At 35.5% G+C, this 19,849-nt stretch carries 17 protein-coding genes; all 17 read right to left on the bottom strand.

Going from position 1 to position 19,849, the window contains the following annotated elements; all coding sequences use genetic code 11:
• Positions 1-228 precede the first annotated feature (228 nt).
• Positions 229-813: a helix-turn-helix domain-containing protein gene (locus A4F88_RS03140; RefSeq protein WP_068841061.1), complete on the bottom strand. Its 585-nt coding sequence runs from the start codon at positions 811-813 to the stop codon at positions 229-231.
• A 108-nt stretch (positions 814-921) separates the two neighbouring features.
• Positions 922-1,353 carry an aminoglycoside 6'-N-acetyltransferase gene (aac(6'), locus tag A4F88_RS03135; protein ID WP_068841060.1) on the bottom strand — a complete coding sequence of 144 codons (432 nt, stop codon included), beginning with the start codon at positions 1,351-1,353 and terminating at the stop codon, positions 922-924.
• Positions 1,354-1,409: 56 nt separating this feature from the next.
• Positions 1,410-3,173 carry an STN and carboxypeptidase regulatory-like domain-containing protein gene (locus tag A4F88_RS03130; protein WP_068841059.1) on the bottom strand — a complete coding sequence of 588 codons (1,764 nt, stop codon included), beginning with the start codon at positions 3,171-3,173 and terminating at the stop codon, positions 1,410-1,412.
• An 11-nt stretch (positions 3,174-3,184) separates the two neighbouring features.
• Positions 3,185-4,168 carry a FecR family protein gene (locus A4F88_RS03125; RefSeq protein ID WP_082815684.1) on the bottom strand — a complete coding sequence of 328 codons (984 nt, stop codon included), beginning with the start codon at positions 4,166-4,168 and terminating at the stop codon, positions 3,185-3,187.
• Positions 4,165-4,746 carry an RNA polymerase sigma-70 factor gene (locus A4F88_RS03120; RefSeq protein WP_068841057.1) on the bottom strand — a complete coding sequence of 194 codons (582 nt, stop codon included), beginning with the start codon at positions 4,744-4,746 and terminating at the stop codon, positions 4,165-4,167. The genes A4F88_RS03125 and A4F88_RS03120 overlap by 4 nt, the downstream gene beginning before the upstream one ends.
• 60 nt (positions 4,747-4,806) lie before the next feature.
• On the bottom strand, positions 4,807-5,088 hold the full coding sequence (locus A4F88_RS25330; RefSeq protein WP_143154984.1) for a hypothetical protein: 282 nt from the start codon (positions 5,086-5,088) through the stop codon (positions 4,807-4,809).
• Positions 5,013-6,041 carry a sterol desaturase family protein gene (locus A4F88_RS03115; RefSeq protein WP_082815683.1) on the bottom strand — a complete coding sequence of 343 codons (1,029 nt, stop codon included), beginning with the start codon at positions 6,039-6,041 and terminating at the stop codon, positions 5,013-5,015. The genes A4F88_RS25330 and A4F88_RS03115 overlap by 76 nt, the downstream gene beginning before the upstream one ends.
• A 21-nt stretch (positions 6,042-6,062) precedes the next feature.
• Positions 6,063-6,725: a DUF6134 family protein gene (locus tag A4F88_RS03110; protein WP_068841056.1), complete on the bottom strand. Its 663-nt coding sequence runs from the start codon at positions 6,723-6,725 to the stop codon at positions 6,063-6,065.
• Positions 6,726-6,985: 260 nt separating this feature from the next.
• Positions 6,986-7,651, bottom strand: coding sequence for an outer membrane beta-barrel protein (locus A4F88_RS03105; RefSeq protein ID WP_068841055.1), 666 nt, complete (start codon positions 7,649-7,651; stop codon positions 6,986-6,988).
• A 15-nt stretch (positions 7,652-7,666) separates the two neighbouring features.
• Entirely contained in the window at positions 7,667-8,959 is a 1,293-nt protein-coding gene (locus A4F88_RS03100; protein WP_068841451.1) for a TolC family protein, read from the bottom strand.
• A 10-nt stretch (positions 8,960-8,969) separates the two neighbouring features.
• Complete coding sequence (locus tag A4F88_RS03095; protein WP_068841054.1) at positions 8,970-12,083, bottom strand: efflux RND transporter permease subunit; 3,114 nt, start codon at positions 12,081-12,083, stop codon at positions 8,970-8,972.
• 136 nt (positions 12,084-12,219) lie between these two features.
• A complete protein-coding gene (locus tag A4F88_RS03090) occupies positions 12,220-13,392 on the bottom strand; it encodes an efflux RND transporter periplasmic adaptor subunit (RefSeq protein WP_082815681.1) in 1,173 nt (390 codons plus the stop codon).
• A gap of 12 nt (positions 13,393-13,404) precedes the next feature.
• Positions 13,405-16,107: a magnesium-translocating P-type ATPase gene (gene mgtA, locus A4F88_RS03085; RefSeq protein ID WP_082815680.1), complete on the bottom strand. Its 2,703-nt coding sequence runs from the start codon at positions 16,105-16,107 to the stop codon at positions 13,405-13,407.
• Positions 16,108-16,119: 12 nt separating this feature from the next.
• Positions 16,120-16,674 (bottom strand): manganese efflux pump, encoded by a 555-nt coding sequence (locus A4F88_RS03080; protein ID WP_068841053.1) that lies wholly within the window; start codon positions 16,672-16,674, stop codon positions 16,120-16,122.
• 3 nt (positions 16,675-16,677) lie between these two features.
• A complete protein-coding gene (locus A4F88_RS03075; RefSeq protein WP_068841052.1) occupies positions 16,678-17,388 on the bottom strand; it encodes an MgtC/SapB family protein in 711 nt (236 codons plus the stop codon).
• Between the two features lie 324 nt (positions 17,389-17,712).
• Positions 17,713-19,080, bottom strand: a complete 1,368-nt coding sequence (locus tag A4F88_RS03070; RefSeq protein WP_068841051.1) for a sensor histidine kinase — start codon at positions 19,078-19,080, stop codon at positions 17,713-17,715.
• Positions 19,077-19,760 (bottom strand): response regulator transcription factor, encoded by a 684-nt coding sequence (locus A4F88_RS03065; protein WP_068841050.1) that lies wholly within the window; start codon positions 19,758-19,760, stop codon positions 19,077-19,079. Before A4F88_RS03065 ends, A4F88_RS03070 begins: the two co-directional genes overlap by 4 nt.
• Between the last annotated feature and the right edge of the window lie 89 nt (positions 19,761-19,849).

The raw sequence follows: 19,849 nt of genomic DNA, 5'->3' as shown, positions 1-19,849 counted from the left end.
TTTTTTAAGGTTATCTCCGTTTTGGAGGTAACCTTTTTGATTTCTTATTTAACCGTAAAGCACGAAAGTTTTTTTACAGTAAAGACTTTTAAAAACGCAAAGTTCACAAAATTATATGGATAGAATAATAGCCACGAATTCACGAATTATTTTTGATAATCTTTGAAATTAAAAATAATTCTTGAATTCGTGGCTAAAAAATCTTTGCGTTCTTTGCGATTCAAACCTCTAACTATTACTTTCAGAATAAAAATAAAGCACAAGCATCACACAATTTTCCTGTGTTCTGTTTTCGGGAACGTGCGGAAGTCTTCCGTTAAAGCATATTGAATCACCTTCATTGACAAGAACCTCAACATCATCTATAATGTAGGTTACACTGCCTTTGATAATATATTTAAATTCCCAGGCATCAGTAATAACTTTATCACGTTTACTTCCGGGCTCTACTTCAAGAATTACAGCTTCAAAACCAATAGAATTAATGCTTTTACTAAAAATATGATAGTAATTAAAACCTTTGGTTTCTGATCTGTCTTCTTTTTCTATTTTTTGATAATCCTCTTTTTTGATATGAATGAATTTGGCATTTTTTATATTTTTTACGCCTTCAAAAAAATAAGTAACATCAGTATCTAAAGAATGTATGAGTTCAATTAAAACGGGTAGGGAAGGAATGGTTCTGCCATTTTCAATTCTTGAAATTAGTCCGTTGCTGACTCCGGCTCTATTGGCTACTTCGTGTATCGTTAAGGCATTTTTCTTTCTGATTTCTTTTAATCTTTTCCCGATGCCAATTAAAAAATCTTCCATAATCTAAAATTCACTTTAAATGGTAAATATAGCATAATAGAATTAAAAGTTTTAAAGCAACAGTAAGAAGATTGTTAACTCAGTCAGTTAATTAGAGTAATAATCAACTTATAGATCTTTTATAAAACAAACAATGCGTTCTACTTCTGTAAAACCAATTTTTTTGTGAAAATCTATACTGGCATTATTCGTTGTGCTTGTATCAGAAGCCAGTTGTTTATAACCTTTTTCCCTGCACCAGTTTTCTGCAAAATCAATCATTTTTTTTGCAATTCCCTGTTTTTGATAATCCGGTTTCACATAAATTGCCTCGAGGTAGGCAATGGGTAAATCTGTTGCACCTTCGACATAATCATTTCGGATGCTGATATGCAAAAATCCTACATAATGTTCCTGAGCCTTATACAAATAACAAATTTCATTTGTGGAACCTATTATCGCTTTATAATTCTCAAATTCTTCTTCAAATTCACAATCATCCCAAAACTCTAAAACAAGTTCTATAAGATGTTTAAGGTTGTCTGTTGAAAGTTCTTCCATTTTCTAGTTGCCAATAAAAAGTTTTAAAAGTAAATATACTAAGCCTGTTCCTGATATTAAAAGAAAGTTAAGCCAAAACTCCAGCCCACCCATCCGAGCATACCTTTGCCATTATCTTTTATGATACTATAACGCTCGGTTCGATCCTGTACAAAAGTTGACGGATTATTGTCAGGAGTGTTTTTATCTCTTTTGTCGGATGAATAAATATTAAAAGAAGGTCCTGCAGACAGGGCAACACCTTTGAATATCCGAAAGGTAAAAGGAGCATCGAATTTGTATAAAAAGTTATAGTAATCCCAATTGCCTAGATAAAGATATTGCATACTGATTTCAGGATTATAAGTAAAACGGTTTCCTAAAAGAATGTTTTTTCCTAATCCTATTCCAAAAGAGCTTAGTTTTTCTTCATTATTTCGATCGCTTCTTCCTGCCATCAAAATGGTATAAAGTTTATTATCTCCTGTTTTTACTGCAACATTTATATCTGATATTTCATTACTGGTAACACTGATTTTTTGGTAGCCATCCTTCTTAAAATTTAATAATCCAAAACTATAACCTGATGGCGAATTGGTGAAATTAACTAACGCTAACTGAACACCATCGAGTTCTTTGGCATAATTAAAAAGTCCGGCGATCTGAACACCGCGAACTTTTTCATTTCCGGTATTATAAATACCGGAAATCTGCAATCCATTTTGAGAACCTTTTACGGTATTATGAATAGCCGACATTTGAATGCCTTTAGAATCTTTATGTACATTGTTATAAATCCCGCTTATTTGCAGACCAACCTGCGAACCTTTTACGCTGTTATGAATGCCGCTCATTTGCAAGCCTTTCAGATCACCAAATACATTATTATAGATTCCGGCTAACTGAACTCCATTTACAGAACCTCCAACGGTATTAAAGATACCGGCCATTTGCAATGCATTGACATTCATTCGGTCAATATTATAAAGACCAGCTATTTCTAAACCTCTGACACCGCCTGTATATCCTCCTAATAAGTTAAGAGAAAAACTACTGTTAATCTGTGAATTCATCATGCCTCGTGTACTTAAACTTGGAATTAAAGAAGCTTGTACAGGAGCGTTAGAAATAAATCCGCCCAAGTTAAGTGATTGTATTTTTTGTTTGGAAGAAATAAAGAAACGACCAATTCCCGTTCGTTCAACTGCCGAGAAATCGCCATCGACATAATCTGATGATGATTTTCTGGAACCCATTTGTATTTTAATTTCCGAGAGAAAAATGGTGGTAATAGTTTTGTAGTTTTCTTTTACAACCGTCAGCTCGATGGTTTCGGGTACATTTTTAAGCCGAAGTTCAAAAAAGCCTTCTTTATCTGTTAAGGTAGACTGCAAAGCATTCTTTTCATAGACACTGGCATTTTCAATCCGTTTGTTGGTTTTAATATCCATTATGTAGCCGTTTACAACCTGATGTTCGCCCACTACACTGTTTTTTTCTAATACAAGTGCAAGTTCTAAAGGTGCATAACGCAGAATAATAAAACCTTTTGATTCTTTGTATTCATATTTACTACCCAGTAACTGGTCCAAAACATCTTTTATTGTAGATTGTTTGGCATGAATGCTAACAGTACTGTCTTTTACAACGAGTTTACTGTAGTAAGCAAATCTAAAATTTGCTTTTTGCTCCATTAAATCTAAAATATGACCCAGTGGTTTTTGATCTGCATCGACAGACATTTCGGTATCTAACATAGATTGGGCATGAGTGCTGAAAAAAGCACCTGAAAGCAGTAAAAATAAAAGTAGTAAAAAATTAAATTTGGAGTTGGCAGGCATATACGAAAGAATTACTCTAATATAATTTGGTTGTTTTTGTGTTCAATTTCAATCCTGAAGGTTTCCTGAATTACTTCTAAAACCTGATCTAATGATTGATCTTTAAATACAGTGGTTAATGGTTTTTCTTTTAATGAAGGATTTTTAATAATGATATTGACATTGTATATTTCATTAAGTGCCTCAACTAATTCCCCTAAAGGAGTTTCATCACAAACGAGCTCCTTATTGCGATAATAGTTGTACAATCTGCCTTTGCTGATGCTTTTTAATAACTCCGGTTTTTGATCAGAAATAATTACTTTTTCACCGTGTATTAATTCTACCTGATCTTTGTTTTTGCTCACTTTTACAATTCCGGTTTCAACATCTACGGTTGTTTTTCCGTTTTTGTTTTTCACATTAAAAGAGGTTCCTACAACTTGTACTGTAACATCGTTAATTTGAATGATAAACGGTTTTGTTTTATCTGGAGAAACATTAAAAAAAGCTTCTCCTTTTAATGTAACAGGACGGGTTTTACCTGTAAACCTGCTGGTATAAGATATTGATGAATTTTTGTTTAAAGTGACCGTTGTACCATCTGGTAAAGTATCGTTTAGAGTAGTGTTTGATGCATATATGCGGATTAATGTATTAGCTGATTTGTTTTCGAAATAAGAATACCCTAACCATCCTAATGTGCTAATTAGAACAATAGAGGCAACAATGCGAAGCCAATGTGTTGAAGATTTTTTAGGAGTTAGTACCGGAACCTCTTTTTCATGAATGCGGTTTTGCAGCCGTTTCCAGGCAGCATCTTCATCTACAGTTTTATTTTCGGCAGCAAGCACAAGACTGTCTTCCCATATCTTTTTTAAACCATTGTAGTAATTCAGGTTTTTTTCATCGGCGTCAAGCCAATTTTCTACTGCTGCATTTTCGGTTGCATCAGTTTCGCCAACTAGATATTTCACTAGTAAATCATCGTTCATATTCATATTGTTCTGGCTCATGATCTTCGGATTAAATATAATAAGTGCAGCAGGAATGGAAGATATTCAACCAGTTTAGATCGCAATACTTTAAGGGCTTTACCCATTTGATTTTCAACTGTTTTTACCGAAATATTCAATTGATCGGCAATTTGCTGGTATTTGAGTTGTTCAAAACGACTCATTTGAAAAATGGTGCGGCATTGCTGTGGTAACTCGTTAATTGCTTTTTGAATATCTTTTTCGAGTTCAGTAGCAATCATCTGGTTGGATGCATCCTGATTTGCAGATTCCATACTGCCTGAATATTGTAGCTGAAAAGAGGTCTTTATTTTTAAATGTTTGAGATGGTTTAGACTTTCATTATGAACCGATCTGTAGAGATAAGCCTTTAATGAATCATCGATTTGAAGTTGATCTTTTTTCTCCCAAATCCTAAAAAATACATTTTGTACGATCTCTTCGGCAATGATATCATCTTTCATAAAAGTATAGGCAAAAGCATGAAGGTTTCTAAAATACATTTTAAAAACCTTTTCAAAAGCAGCTTCGTTTCCGTTCTTTATAGAACTAATATACTCGATATTGCTATGTTCCACTAATACGTTTTGACATTCAATCAAAGATATATCTTTTTATATTTAATATTATTTTTTTGATTAATTGAAAGAGGAGTTAGGCTGATCGTATATAATGTTATGATTGACCAATAACTGAATAAAGGCATCAATCGTAGTATCTGCATTGAGGTCTGTGTTTAAACTAAACTCATAACAATGAATAATACAGCTGTGATCTGAGAGATATGTAAAGGATAATCCTTTGTCTGTTCCTTTTGTAATGACGATTTCACTGCCTAAGGTTTCTACACAATTATCTTTTCGGTTAAAGTATTCGAAAAGCTGTTGTTGAAACTGTTTTTGTTTTTGATTTGTTCGCATGATGCAGTTAATTTAATAGGTTGAGTCGTTTCTTTTTTCAATTTTTGTTTGGCAATAGCATCAGGGCTGGCAAAAATGTAATACATTTTTCTTTGAAACCCTTTTGCCTTTTTTACATCGGCAATAATATCCTGAAACTCATGAATATTGAGATATAACGGATTGAGTTTGCTTTTAAGTAAACTGGTAATGCCATAACGTGGTTGCTCTTCTTCATACTGAAAGGAGTCAAATATATGGTCCCAAATCATAAATGTTGCGCCAAAGTTTTTATCCAGATATTTTTCCTGACTTCCGTGATGTACGCGATGATTTGAAGGTGTTCCGAAGTATTTTTCAATAAAGGGATGGAGTTTTCCAATGGCTTCGGTATGAACCCAAAATTGATACAAAACGCTCAGCTGATTGGCAATGAAAAATATGGCAGGATGAAACCCGGCAAAAATTAACGGAACAAAAAATACAATTTTAGCATACTGAAACCAGCTTTGTCTAAAACTTACGGTAAGATTATAATGTTCAGCAGAATGATGCACAACATGAGTTGCCCAGAAAAAACGGCAATAATGAGAGATTCGATGTGTCCAGTAAGAACAAAAATCATACAATACAAAACACGGAATTAAACTCCACCAGCTAAATTCCATTCGATAAGGCAGTATATTGTAAACCGCTACTACGGCGTAAAGCAATCCGGTTTTCATCAATAAATTAACGCTTAAATTGCCCAGTCCGATCAAGACAGATCCTAAGGTTTCTTTTTTATCATATTCTTTTCGTTCTAAAAAGTAAAAAACAACAAATTCCAGTACAGTAAAAACCAATACAATGGGCAATGCATAAACAATTAGATTAGGAGCACTTTTTTCGACTTCGTGAATTCTTTCTATTGCAATGGGCTGTGCGCCAAAGATGCTCAGCTTGATAAATAAGTAATTGATGATTTTGATCATGATGATTGTTTTGAGATTGAATTATGTGATTTGAATGTTGATTGTAAACAGAGAATGATGTAATTCGACTTGTTGGCATATACCATTTGCAAAATGATAATCATTGTAATTTCCATCAGGTAAGACAATGCGATAGGAGTGATGGTCTGTTTTTTTGATGGCTAAGAATTGCTGAAAACTATCAGAATAAACCTGATCTTCATGGAGAGGTTCTTTACTGTAAAGTAACATCAAATTATAATCGATATAAGATTGATTAATTTGTCCTTTCTTATTTTCTGCTAAGGTTTTATAACCTGAATCTATAAGTTGGGTCGTTTTATTGGCTTTCTCTTTTCCGTTAACATGACGTTTTACGTAGGACGACATTAATTTACCGTTTTTAAAATGAGAACCTTCTTCGGTTTTTACATCAATACCAAAAATTAACCGGGTTTTTACTTCCGAAGAAATTTTTAAAAAGACTTCATCATTATTGGTTTTTTGATAAAATTGCATTTGCCCAATGACAGTGCCATTGCGGAGTACATTGTAGTTTACTGTTTTTTCCTGCGCCTGAAAAGTTATTGTAAAAAGAAAAAAGAGTATGGCAATTTTTGCCTGAAGGTTGAATTTTTCAAGCAGGAAAGCGTATTTTTTAAGTAACCAAAATAGTAATGCAGCAGTGATAATTGTGAGTATCATAAGGCAATCTGAGATTAAAAGTTAATTAATTGTACTCTTGTTATAGTAGTAATACAATCGAATCACATTTTACCCCTATGTCCTTTTTTTATTTTTTTTGAAATTATCGTGTCTACAGACAAAAAAAGGCAAAACGTTGATAGTTTTGCCTTTTAGTAAAGTGATTTCGACCAGAGAATTAACTCATAAACAATCCCTGAAATTTTACAGATATAACTGTTTTTGTTCAAATAATCAGATAAAAACAATCACGACCGGAATTATAGATTTTTGAAACTATAACCAATAGTAACAAAAAAACTCTCGTTGTAGATCTTCCATTGCTGTTGGGTGTTGGCATTTTCTATTAAAGGAACAAAACCCCGAATGTATTTTGCACCCATATTAAAGCCATTAGAAAATTCATAGTTTATACCCGTAACAAATCCTGCATCCATTTTCTGGCTGTATTGACTTGGCGCTTGTCCGGTGCCGTAAAATGATTTATCGGTATATAAATTTCCGTCGGCATCTTTTCGTTGTATCGAAGCATTTAATAAAATACCAATATACGGACCTGCATAAAGCTGTATTCCTTTATAGTAAAAAGTGGGACTTGCAGGAAACAATTCGATGTACTGACGTTTGAATTTACTTTTAAAAACATCATTAATGCTATCATTTAACTGAAGTGATATAAACCTTTGACTATAATACAACTCATGTCTTAAAGCGAAGTGTTTTGATATTCTGTTATCAAGAGTTATTCCTATTGCTGCGCCATTTAAACTTTTAGATGATCCGCCTGTAGAAAAGCGATCTGTATCGTTACCGTTTAAGTACGATCTGTTTATACCACCACTAATACCAAAAGTTAGTTCTCCTTGCTGTGCACTGATCTTTAATGCAAAAAAGAAGAGAAAGAAAAATATAAATGTATGTTTCATTATTTCAGAATTATTTTAAAAATTGATATCCCAGATACCCGCTGTTTTTTCTACTTCTACCAATGCAGCTGCATAATTAAAAAGGGTTTCCTGATAGCTAAGTTGTGTCTCGTTATACGTTCGCTGAGCATTTAGTACTTCTAATAAAGTTGTTTCTCCACGTTTATAGCTGTAGACTTTTCCATCGAGTATTTTTTTTGCATTAGCCAATAGGCCTGTATTAAATTGTCGAAGTTGTTTTTGTGCCGTGAGATATGTAAACCAGGCTTTTCGAACTTCGGTCTGAATTTGTAATTCTGTTTGTTTATACAATACATCGGCTTGTTGTAAGCTATATTCGGCAGCTTTTAGTTCTCCTTTGTTTTGATTTGAAAATTTAAGCGGAATGGTAATTCCGGCAGAAACAGCATTTGAAGACGGAGTAGGAGCTACAATGTTAGTGACCACAGCTGCATTTGTAACACCAAGGCTCAACCCGAGATCTAAAACCCTGTTGGCTTTAGTTAATTTTAAAACATCCTGAGCAACATTTTTATTCTTAAGTGCCGCCAGCAAATCTGTTCTGTTGTTTTGAGCCGTAACGATAAGTTCATTTAGATCAAATACCCGGTCAAATTTGGTAAGATCTCCTGACGGGGAATACAAAGTATCAGCTTTCTGAATTCCTAAAGTTGTATTTAATTCTAATAAGGCCGTTTTCCAATCAGATTCACTTTGGTAAACATCATTGCGCATTGAATTGGCTTCAAGCTGACTCTGACGGGCATCAATTTCAGTAATACTTCCTAATTTGAACCGAATACTGTCTGTAGCAGCAATGTTCTTAAGAATCGAATAGGAGTTCAGTTGTACTTTAAAAATTTCCTTTTGCTTTAAGCTGATGAGGTAATTTAAAGTAGCATCTGCCCGTAGGTTTCTAAAATAATTTTCTAATAAGGTTTTGGTTAATTCAGCTGTACTTTTAGCTACATTTATTCTGGCTTTTCGTTTTCCGCCCATTTCTAATGTCCAGCTTATCTGGGTAGAAAAACCATAACCCATTTGCATTCTGCGTTGACCGGTATCACTGGCTCCTATAGCGAGTTCCGGATCCGGAAAAACTTTTGAAGCTTCTGTATTTGCTTGTGCAATAGCGATATTAAATTTCTCAGTGGCATATCCCAGATTATTTTTGCTAACGAGGGCCAGAAAATCCGGATAGTTTATTTTTACGGAGGTAAATGTGGTATCAATTTGAGCATTTGATACTGCCGGAAAACTCAGCAATATCAAAAAGATTACCCATTTTTGTTTTCTATTTTGAATCATAAAGTAGTGTTTATTGATTATCAATTTTAGATTGAATTGTCTGGTCTCCTAAATCAAATTTTTTCTCAATCAGATAATAAAGTGATGGCAAAGCAAAAAGAGTCAGAATGGTAGAGAATAACAATCCGTAAACGATAACAGTTGCCAAAGGTCTTTGTACGTCGCTGCCTATACCTGTTGCCAGTGATGCAGGCAATAATCCCAGTACAGCAACTGTTGCGGTCATTAGAACAGGTCGAAAACGTTGCTTTGCACCATTGGTTACAGCTTCAATCAGGGTCATTCCGTTTTTGCGTAGCTGGTTAATGTGAGAGATCATGATGACCCCATTTTGTATCGCAACTCCAAATAAAGCTATAAAACCAACTGCAGAGGAAACATTTAAGGTCATACCACGAACATTTAATGCCAGCATACCGCCAAACAATGCGAGAGGAACAATACTCATTAACAATCCGGCCTGACGAAATTGACCAAATGCGCCGTATAATAATACAAACATGATCGCCAGTGCCAAAGGAACAATAATGGCAAGATGACTGTATGCACGCTCCTGATTTTCAAATTGACCTCCCCATTTTAGCTTAAATTCTTCATGGTTGTATTTTACTTTTTTTTCAATTTTGGCTTGTGCTTCTTCTAGAAAAGAACTTAAATCATTTCCACGCAGGTTTAAACGAACGGTAAGATGACGTTTGTTCATTTCACGGGCAATAGTACTTTCCCCAGTATTGAGTTTGATGTCGCATACTTGTGATAATGGAATCTTGATTCCTTCAGAATTGGTCAGCATTAAATTCCCGATTTTTTCCGGATTGTTTCGGCTTTCTTCGTTGTATCGTGCTGTAATATCATAGACTTTATTGCCCACAAAAATTTGCGAAACTGCTTTTCCTCCCATAGCGACTTCTATAAGTTCAGATACATCATCTATATTTAAGCCGTATTGTGCTATTTTTTGACGATCGGCAATGACTTGTACTTGTGGCAATGGTGGTTCCTGATCTATGGCAAGATCGACAGCGCCTTTTACGTTTTTTAGCGTTTTAATAATATCTTCGGCAATTCTTCGGGTTTCTTTATAATCTTCTCCATATACTTTTACAACTAATTCGCTGTGTGCTCCGGATATTTTATCCATTACACCATCGATCATAGGTTGCGAAAAACCAATATTATATCCGGGCATATTAGCATATTCAGCAGCAAGTTCTTTGATGAGGTCATCTTTTGTTTTTCCTGATTTCCATTGACTGTATGGTTTTAGGCCAATACTGCATTCGTAATGTGAAGGAGTCCAGGCATCAGTTCCGTCATCATTGCGTCCTGCCTGTACCATCATATAAGTTACCTCTTCATGTTTTAAAGTTCTGTGTCGTAATGTATCACTCATTTCTTTAGATTTCTCTAAAGTGATTCCCGGCGGTAACGAAACCTGTAACCAGATGGAACCTTCGTCTAAGGGAGGTAAAAAATCCTTTCCAACTGTTATTGTAAGAATTAAAGCAAGAGCCAGCACACCAATTAAAGGGGCAAATACTCTTTTTGGAGCCTGCATTATTTTTTGAATTCTTTTGTGATATGCCTCCGTCAGTTTATCCAGCCATTTGTTATGATACATTTTTTGAGGCTTGCGATAGATAAAATAAGCCAGTCCCGGAATTAGCAATAAGGCGACTAATAAAGCACCGAAAAGCGCATAACCAACAGTAAATGCCATTGGCGTAAATAACTTTTTTTCTACTCGTTCAAAAGCAAACAATGGCAGGTATGCTGTAATGATGATAAGAGTAGCAAAAAAGATAGGGCGGGCAATACTTTTTACACTGCCGGCAATGCTATTTTCGGTGAGTTCTTTGGTTTGGTCATCTTCCCGTTTTTTCAGAATAGTTTCCATCATTACAATGGCGCCATCTACAATAATTCCAAAATCAATTGCGCCAAGCGAAAGCAAATTGGCAGGAATATTTGTGAACTTCATTAAGATAAAGGCAATTAAAAGCGAAATAGGAATTGTAATAGCGACTAATAATGCGCCTCTCCAGCTGCCCAGAAAAACAATTAAAACGATGATTACTAAAGCCATTCCTTCCAACAGCGTATGCGAAACGGTTGTAAGCGTGGTGTCGACCAAATTGGTCCTGTCCAGAAAAGCATGAATTTTAACTCCCTCGGGAAGATAATTTTGATTTAAATCAGCTACAGCTTCATTTACCCCTTTTAATACCACTGATGGATTTTGGTTTTTAAGTAAAAGCACAATTCCTTCAATATTATCAGAGTAATCTGCTCCTCGTTTGTCTGTATATCCTAATGCGCCTTTACGTTCGAGATTTCCGTATTTTAGTTTTCCAATATCGTTGAGGTAAATAGGCACTCCGTTTACAGATTTGACTACAATACGGCTCATGTCATCGAGATTTTTTACCAAACCAATACCGCGTACGACATAAGACTGATCACCTCGATTGATAACACTTCCGCCTACATTGGCATTGTTTTTTCCAATAGTTTCGGTTATCTCACTTAAGGATAATCCGTATTGTTCTATTTTGCGCGGGTCCAGTTCAACTTGATATTGTGTAGTGATTCCTCCAAAGTTGGTCACATCTGCCACACCAGAAACCTGTTTGATACGTGGCACAATGGTATATTCCTGCAGTTCACTTAATTTTCGCAGATCATAGTTTTTGCTTTCAATGATATAACGATAAATTTCACCCGTGGGAGAGGTTAGCGGGTCTAATCCCGGTGCAGCTCCGTATGGTAATTCGACATCGTTTAGTCGTTCCTGAATTCGGGTTCGGGCAAAGTAATCTTCGACGCCATCATCAAAAACAATGGTGACCATAGATAAACCAAAGGTGCTTTTGCTTCGCATGACGTGCATGCCCGGTAAGCCGTTAATAGCACGTTCGATTGGAATCGTGATTTGCTGTTCAACTTCTTCTGCAGCAAGTCCGGGAACCTGCGTTACAACCTGCGAAGTCACATCGCCAATATCAGGATAAGCTTCAACCGAAAGCTGTGTCCATGAATAATAGCCAAATAAAGAAAGAAGGAGAAATAACGCCAGAATTAGCCAGCGTTTTGCTATTGTTGTTTCGAATATGTTTTTTTTCATTTTTTAAGGTGCTGAGATACTAAGGTTCTGAGGTACTGAGAAGCTAAGAGTCTAAGGTTTTGAGGATCGATGCTTGGGTGCTTTGCGGTTGTTTAAAAGATTTCAACTTTATATCTTTAGTGGTTAATTTTCCAGATTATTTTGCTTCTAAAAGATAAAAGGCTCCTTCGCTTATGATGGTTTCATTTGGTTTTAATCCGGATAAAATGGCTATTTTTCCATTTTGGGATACTCCGGTTTCTACATAACGGCGTGTATATTTTCCATCAGCTAATTGTACAAATACAAAACTTCTGTCGTTGAATTGTAACACTGCTTTTGCAGTAATAAATAATGTATTTACAGGGGTATCGGTAAATTTTACAGATACATACATTCCCGGTTTAAGGATATGGTTTGGATTAAGACATTCAATTAAAACCTGTACACTTCGGGTGGTTTCGTCGATTATTTCATCGACATGGTATATTTTTCCGATGATTTTTTTGTCGAGATAAGCTCCAGCCTGAATTTCGGCCCCATCAAGTTCATGAATAAACTGAATGTCTTTTTCTTTAATTTGTCCGGCTACCCAAACTTTTTTCAGATCGGCTATTTTGGCTTTTGGCGCATCATCTTCTTTTATATATTGTCCCATTACCAGCTCATTTGCAATGACTTCTCCAGCGATAGGAGAAGTAATGATTAAAGGCTGACCGAATACCAGTTTATTGGTATTAACACCAAATATTTTTAGACTGGCAACAGCATTCTGATATTCTTTTTCGCTTACTTCGAAGCTGCTTTCTGCTTCTTCCAGATCTTTTTGAGAACCCACGCCATTGTTTTTTAAATCCTGCTGACGTTTTAAAGAAAGTTTGGCCACCTGATAACCTGATTTTGCCTGAAAAAAGCTTTTTTGAGCAGCTGTAAAATCAGGTGAAACCATTTCAAACAAAGGAGTTCCAGCCTGAGTTTTCATTCCCAGTCTTAAATGTACTTTGGTTACCCTTCCGGAAAACGGAGGAGCAATTTCGGCATATGCATTAGGAATGGCTTTGACTGTGCCAGCTGTTTGTAATTCTAACTGAAAGGGCTCACTTTTTACTTTTTCAAGTTTTAACTTACCGGCAATAGTTGATTTTGACGGAATTATAATCGTATCGCCCTGCAAAGAAAAAGGCTCGTTTTCTTTTGTTTCTGTTTTATGATTGCAGGCTAACAGAATTGTTGCGACCCATAATGCTAACAGAAGATTCTTATATTCGGTTTTTTTACTGTTGATGTTAAACTTTTGAAGTTTGCAGTTGATTTTAGTGTTTAGTATCATACTTTTTTAGTTTTATAACCATTGATTAAATTTTTTGATAAACCATGTTTTTACAAATTGTGTTAGCAGGCAATAGCAGGTAAGTATTCCAAACAACCATGGAAAATAACTTAGAGGAAGCGGCTGCATTTTTAGCATGGATGCCAAAGGCGAAAACGGAATCGCGATACCTATCAGCATTATTAATGTTGTTAGTGCTACGACTGGTGTTGCTGCCCAGCTTTGTATAAATGGAATTTTTCTGGTTCGGATCATGTGTATAATCAGGGTTTGAGAAAGCAATCCTTCTATAAACCAGCCACTTTGAAAAAACGATTGGAGTTCCGGACTATTGGCTTTGAAATAACAGAACATCACGGCAAATGTGGCAAAGTCAAAAATGGAGCTGATAGGGCCTATAAAAAACATGAATCTCTGAATACTTGAAGCATCCCATTTTTTAGGTTTTTTCAAAAAATCTTCATCCATTCGATCCCACGGAATAGCAGTTTGTGATATATCGTATAATAGATTTTGCGTTAATAATTGCACCGGAAGCATTGGTAAAAAAGGCAGGAAAGCGCTTGCTCCAAGCATGCTGAACATATTACCAAAATTGCTGCTGGCAGTCATTTTAATGTATTTGATGATGTTGCCAAAAGTTCTTCGGCCATAAATAACTCCTTTACGCAATACCATGAGATCTTTTTCTAACAAGATGATGTCGGCACTTTCTTTCGCAACATCTACGGCAGTATCTACACTAATGCCGACATCTGCTTCTTTTAGTGCGGCAGCATCATTAATACCGTCTCCCATAAACCCAACAGTGTGTCCTTTTGCGCGTAATGCTTTTACGACTCTTACTTTTTGTAACGGACTGAGTTTGGCAAAAATGGAAACATCATCAATACGTTTCTCCAACTCTAAGTTTGACATTGATTCTAATTCGCTGCCTAAAAGGATATTTTTTACTGGAATACCAACATCATTACATATTTTTTTAGTTACAATTTCATTATCACCTGTAAGTACTTTAACACCTATACCTAATCCCTGAAGCGCTGCAATACTTGGTTTAGCCGATGGTTTTGCAGGATCAAGAAAACCAATAAAACCAGTCAGGGTAAGATTGTTTTCATCTTCTAAAGAATAGGTTAGCGGATGTTTTCCGTCAAATTCGCGAATGGCAACCAGCAATACTCTTAAACCTTCTTCATTCATTTTTTTTGAAGTCTGCAAAACAGTATCGTGCATCTTTTTATCCATTGGGATTACTTTGTCATTCTCCAGATGCAGTTCTTTGTCTTCACCCGGATCGAAGCTATGCGAGCACAAATCCAGAATTTCTTCGACGGCGCCTTTACAAATTAAAAGATGGTTTCCGTTTCGCATTTTAAGAATTACCGACATGCGTCTGCGTTGAAAATCAAACGGAATTTCATCTACTTTCATAAAGTATTCTTCTACTTTTAGATAATCATGAAGTTCAATATGCTCTAAAACCGCTTTGTCGAGTATGTTTTTTAATCCGGTTTGATGATAACTATTCAGATAGGCCCATTTTAAAACTTCATCATCTTCTGTTCCCAAAACATTCAAATGTTTTTCGAGTACAATTTTATCCAATGTCAGCGTTCCTGTTTTATCGGTACAGAGAATATCCATAGCACCAATGTTCTGGATTGCATTTAATCGTTTCACAATTACCTTGTGTTTACTCATATTCATAGCGCCTTTGGCAAGATTGGCCGTAACAATCATAGGTAACATTTCAGGAGTAAGGCCCACAGCAACGGCAATAGCAAACAATAAGGCCTGCATCCAGTCGCCTTTAAGGAAACCGTTTATGAGAAAAATAACAGGAACCATGACCAGCATGAAACGAATTAGTAAATAACTTACTTTGTTTATTCCAATATCAAAAGCGGTTTCAGGTCGGTTTCCCAGAATAGTTTTACTAATGCTTCCAAAATAAGTACGGTTTCCGGTTTCAACTACTATTGCTTTTGCTGTACCGCTTACTACATTGGTTCCCATAAAACAAAGATTATGAAGTTCTATAGGCTGTTTCGTATCAGCATCACGAATGGGTAAAAACGTTTTTTCTACAGGCAGCGCTTCTCCGGTAAGCATTGATTCGCTAACAAACAAATCTTTGCTTTGCATAATGCGGCAATCAGCAGGAACCATATCTCCGGCAGACAAATACAGTATATCTCCCGGAACAAGTTCAGTCATGGCGATTTCTCTTTTGCCTATAAATTTTCGCAGTACAGTAGCGGTAGTTTTTACCATACTTTTTAGCTTATCGGCTGCCCGATTGCTCCTGAATTCCTGAAAAAATCGAAGTAAAGCACTAAATAGCACCATAACTGCCACCATGATAACGGTTTTAAAATCGGCTTCTCCAGGAGCTGCCATCCAGATATCGACAATAAAGGATATTGCGGCTATAATGAGCAGGATAAAAATAAACGGATTGATAAAGGCTTTAAATAATTGGTTTAACCATGAGGGTGCCTTGTCATGCTGTACTTCATTGGGACCGTATTTTTTAAGACGATCATCAGAAGTTAGTTTCGTAATTCCGGCTTCTGAGCTTTCGAGCATGGCATAAACAAAATTAGAATCGCTTCTGGAAGCATTCCGCAATTTTGTAGTTGTTCCTTCGTTCATTCCGTTGCTGTTGGTTAAGGAATAGAAGGGGTGCTTAATTTTATCTTTTACACTCATTTCTTGTGATTATTAGATATTGATTAAAAAAATTAGGACTCCTGTAAAAATCATAGCTATGGCTATAATTTGGGTCAACTGAATCGCTTTGCCGGAATTGAAGTTTTTAAAAAGCGAGCCAATCAATAGAAAAAACAGTAAGCATGGAATTACGGTTTTGTAAATTGCAGGCTGATCGATCTCTAAAAAACGCAAAGCAAAACCCAGTACAAAAACATATAATGATGTAGCAAAGGCTATGTTTAAAAAATCGTCGAGATTGGGATAAGTTTTGTTATGAATTGGTTTAAGTTTAAATTCCTGAATCATTTTTAATACTATAGAAAACAGCATAAATAAGGCAATCCATTTACTGTGATTCTTTAAGTTCATAAGTTGAAACGAAGCAAACCAATATCCGTATTTTAAGACCTGCAGCTGAATGGTAAACAAAACGATTTGTACCCATATTGCTTTTCCTGATTTGATAAGTGTAATGTTATTCATGTTCATTTTGGACATTATCAGATTATCTGCTGCAATGCCTGATGTGATTAAAAGAACCGCTATTGAAATGGAGAGTGCCATAGGTTATAAATCAGTTTGTGTTCCCATAATTTCCCAGCTCACTTTTATTACTTTTTCCTCGATAGTCAATCGGCTGGCCATTTTTTCCATCAGACTATCTTGAGAAGTAATTGCTTTTATTTCGGCTGTTATAATGGCTATAGATGGGTCGTGATTGTCGTCGCTTGTGAGTGATTTTAACAGTAATGAATCTTCATTTCCTAAATTTTGCATCAGCATGACACGCAAGTGGTTTTCGACTTCTGTTTTGCATTTTATGGTAAAAAGATAATCGGTTGGTATATTCAAGGATTTTATAGACTGCAAGCGGTTTAGTTTTAAACCCAGAGGGCGGAGTATGAGATGAGTAATCATCACGGCAGCGCTTACAATCATAGCCTCGGTATACAAACCAATACCGGTAAGCGAACCTACTGCTGCTGAACACCAAATGGTTGCTGCTGTATTGAGTCCCTGAACGCTTAAACCATCTTTCATGATAACTCCAGCACCCAGAAAACCAATTCCGGATACAATTTGAGCGGCAACTCTGCTTGGATCAGCGCCATTACCTAAAGAAACTGAGAGCAGGATAAAAGCTGTAGAACCAAGAGAAACAAGAGTATTGGTACGAAGCCCTGCATTTTTCTGACGCCATTGTCTTTCGATTCCTATTGCTGCCCCAAGACCTGTGGCAAGCAAAATGCGGGTTGTAAATTCATAAGTTGTAATCATCGTATACCTCCTTTTCTTTTTTATGGTTGATGCTGTATAAATGAACTTTATGATTTGTTCATTTTACCAATCCAACAATATTGTTTTCCGACTTTAATTCCGGCGGATTGAAACGCTGGAAAGCAGCTGTTTCTAAACCACGGCGCAAAATTAGGCTGGCTTTACAGAAAAGGCTATTAGAGATGTTTTAGAAAAAAATTAGAATTTTATTAGAAAGAAATAGAAGCCTGGTTTGTATCAAAAAAGCAATAAAAAAGCCTGAAGTATTATTTAAGATAACACTTCAGGTTTTGATTTTATGAATAGGTGAGTAAGCTGGAAATTTTAGAGTGAAGGAAACTGTATTGTAAAGGTAGTTCCTTCGTTTTTCTTTGAAAAGACAGTGATTGTCCCGTTATGAAGCTGAATAATTTTTTTTGTCAATGAAAGTCCAATACCATTTCCGTCGGCGTGAATTTTATTAGAGCCTCTGTAAAATGGTGTAAAAATATGTTCTAGTTCTTCTGTTGAAATTCCGATTCCGTTATCAGAAAAATCAAGTTTTATTTTATTGTCTGCAAATGAAATTGAAACATGACTTTGATGATCTTCAGAAAATTTGCAGCCGTTTTCGAATAAATTTACAAAGGCAACTTTAAGCAAATATTCGTTTGCATTGACTGAAATCTGATTATCATCTTCGAAATCATTTTCAAAATGAATGGCAATATTACAATCAGGATTTGAATTTTGGACTTGCTGACGGGCATCAAGTAAAACTTCATCAATACGAACGGCTCTGAATGCAATTTCTGATGGATCATAATTTGCTTTAGCAAGATCAAGTAAACTATTCGAGAGTTTTGCCAGTTTTTTAGCGTCCTGCAAAGTGTTTAAAATCACTATTTTATATTCACTGATATTACGTTCTTTATGAGTAGAAAGTTCTAATTCTGCAATGATGGCCGAAAGTGGCGTTCGTAATTCGTGAGAGATATTCGAAACAAAATGTTTTTGGGAATCAAAGGAATTCTCGAGACGGTTTAGCATTTTATTGAAAGTAGATGCCAGTTCAGAAATTTCATCTTTACTTTCGGTAGTATCCAGACGTAAATCGAGATTTGTGGCAGAAATCATTTTTGCTTTATCGGTCATTTTAACAATGGGTTCAAAGGCTTTTTTGGAGAAAAAACGACCCGCCATAAAAAGAACGACAATAGATATAATAAAAACAATAATGCAGGTTTCTAGCAGGTTATAAAACTTGATATATCCAAATTCATCATATGCTGCGGCTGTAATAATGTATTCTTTCCCCTGAAATTGGTAAGTCATTCCTATAACCTGCCAATCTTTTTGATAAAATTTTATTTCGCCTTTTTGGGCAATTTCATCAATCATAGGCTTTGTTTCTTTTACAACATCAATATCTACGGCATCATGATATAATAATTCAAAAGAAGGCTTGTAAATAGCAACCTCGACTTCATTTAAGGTTGTTCTGTTGTTTCTGTAGATGTTTTGTAATGTTTTGCTGTCTACTTTAGCATTCAGAAAGATATTGGCTTTGGTGATTGCTTCTTTTTTTAGTAAGGCATAAAATTCCTTTTCTCTGTTTTCTTTAGCCGAAAATAAGATAATGGCAGCAAACACTAATAAAATAGTGGCTGTGATAAGCGTAAATAATATGGTTAGCCGTGTTCTGATTTTCATTCTACTTTCAAAATAAAGCCCATTCCAGATCGGGTATGTATGAGTTTTGTATCATAATCTTTATCGATTTTCTTTCTCAGATAATTGATGTAAACATCGATAAAATTTGTTCCGGTATCAAAATGGGTATCCCATACTTTTTCTGCAATTTCTACACGCGATAAAACCCGTTCCGGATTTTGCAGCATATACTCTAAAAGCTTAAATTCTTTTGGAGTAAGGTTTATTTCGATTTCATTTCTTTTGACACTTTTAGTCTGCAGATTCATTTCAAGATCATTGTACTTCAAGATAAATCCAACATTGTTTGTAGTGCTGCCATTACTGCGTTTTAATAAAGCCCTTATACGCACTAACAGCTCACGCATTTCAAAAGGTTTTGTCAGGTAATCATCGGCACCAGCATCAAATCCTTCTACTTTATCATCTGTAGAACCTAATGCTGTGAGCATGATAATAGGAAGATCAGGTTTTATCTGACGAAGTTCTTTGCATAAATCAAGTCCGTCAAGTTTAGGTAAAATAATATCGGTAATAACCAGATCGTACTGATTACTAAGCGCTAGTTTTTTTCCTGAAAGACCATCATAAGCGATTGTTGGAGAAAATCCATGTTCATGAAGTCCTCTCTGGATAAGTTCTGCTACTCTTTGGTCGTCTTCTATTATTAAAATTTTCATCTTTACAAAGTTATAGTATTGAATGCAAAATAGATGAAAATTAATTAATAAATGTATAAGAATGGGGAGCTGACAGAAATGAAATTGAA

The sequence above is a fragment of the Flavobacterium chilense genome (genome assembly GCF_001602525.1).
In the GTDB taxonomy this organism is placed as follows: domain Bacteria; phylum Bacteroidota; class Bacteroidia; order Flavobacteriales; family Flavobacteriaceae; genus Flavobacterium; species Flavobacterium chilense.
The sequence above is the reverse complement of the archived record's forward strand: the minus strand, read 5'-3'. Positions and strand labels throughout refer to the sequence as shown.

Excerpts from the sequence above, each read along its gene's own strand:
- A4F88_RS03140 (WP_068841061.1), bottom strand. The coding sequence starts at position 813 with ATGGAAGATTTTTTAATTGGCATCGGGAAAAGATTAAAAGAAATCAGA.
- A4F88_RS03130 (WP_068841059.1), bottom strand. The coding sequence starts at position 3,173 with ATGCCTGCCAACTCCAAATTTAATTTTTTACTACTTTTATTTTTACTG.
- A4F88_RS03125 (WP_082815684.1), bottom strand. The coding sequence starts at position 4,168 with ATGAGCCAGAACAATATGAATATGAACGATGATTTACTAGTGAAATAT.
- A4F88_RS25330 (WP_143154984.1), bottom strand. The coding sequence starts at position 5,088 with ATGCGAACAAATCAAAAACAAAAACAGTTTCAACAACAGCTTTTCGAA.
- A4F88_RS03115 (WP_082815683.1), bottom strand. The coding sequence starts at position 6,041 with ATGATCAAAATCATCAATTACTTATTTATCAAGCTGAGCATCTTTGGC.
- A4F88_RS03110 (WP_068841056.1), bottom strand. The coding sequence starts at position 6,725 with ATGATACTCACAATTATCACTGCTGCATTACTATTTTGGTTACTTAAA.
- A4F88_RS03105 (WP_068841055.1), bottom strand. The coding sequence starts at position 7,651 with ATGAAACATACATTTATATTTTTCTTTCTCTTCTTTTTTGCATTAAAG.
- A4F88_RS03100 (WP_068841451.1), bottom strand. The coding sequence starts at position 8,959 with ATGATTCAAAATAGAAAACAAAAATGGGTAATCTTTTTGATATTGCTG.
- A4F88_RS03095 (WP_068841054.1), bottom strand. The coding sequence starts at position 12,083 with ATGAAAAAAAACATATTCGAAACAACAATAGCAAAACGCTGGCTAATT.
- A4F88_RS03090 (WP_082815681.1), bottom strand. The coding sequence starts at position 13,392 with ATGATACTAAACACTAAAATCAACTGCAAACTTCAAAAGTTTAACATC.
- mgtA (WP_082815680.1), bottom strand. The coding sequence starts at position 16,107 with ATGAGTGTAAAAGATAAAATTAAGCACCCCTTCTATTCCTTAACCAAC.
- A4F88_RS03080 (WP_068841053.1), bottom strand. The coding sequence starts at position 16,674 with ATGGCACTCTCCATTTCAATAGCGGTTCTTTTAATCACATCAGGCATT.
- A4F88_RS03075 (WP_068841052.1), bottom strand. The coding sequence starts at position 17,388 with ATGATTACAACTTATGAATTTACAACCCGCATTTTGCTTGCCACAGGT.
- A4F88_RS03070 (WP_068841051.1), bottom strand. The coding sequence starts at position 19,080 with ATGAAAATCAGAACACGGCTAACCATATTATTTACGCTTATCACAGCC.
- A4F88_RS03065 (WP_068841050.1), bottom strand. The coding sequence starts at position 19,760 with ATGAAAATTTTAATAATAGAAGACGACCAAAGAGTAGCAGAACTTATC.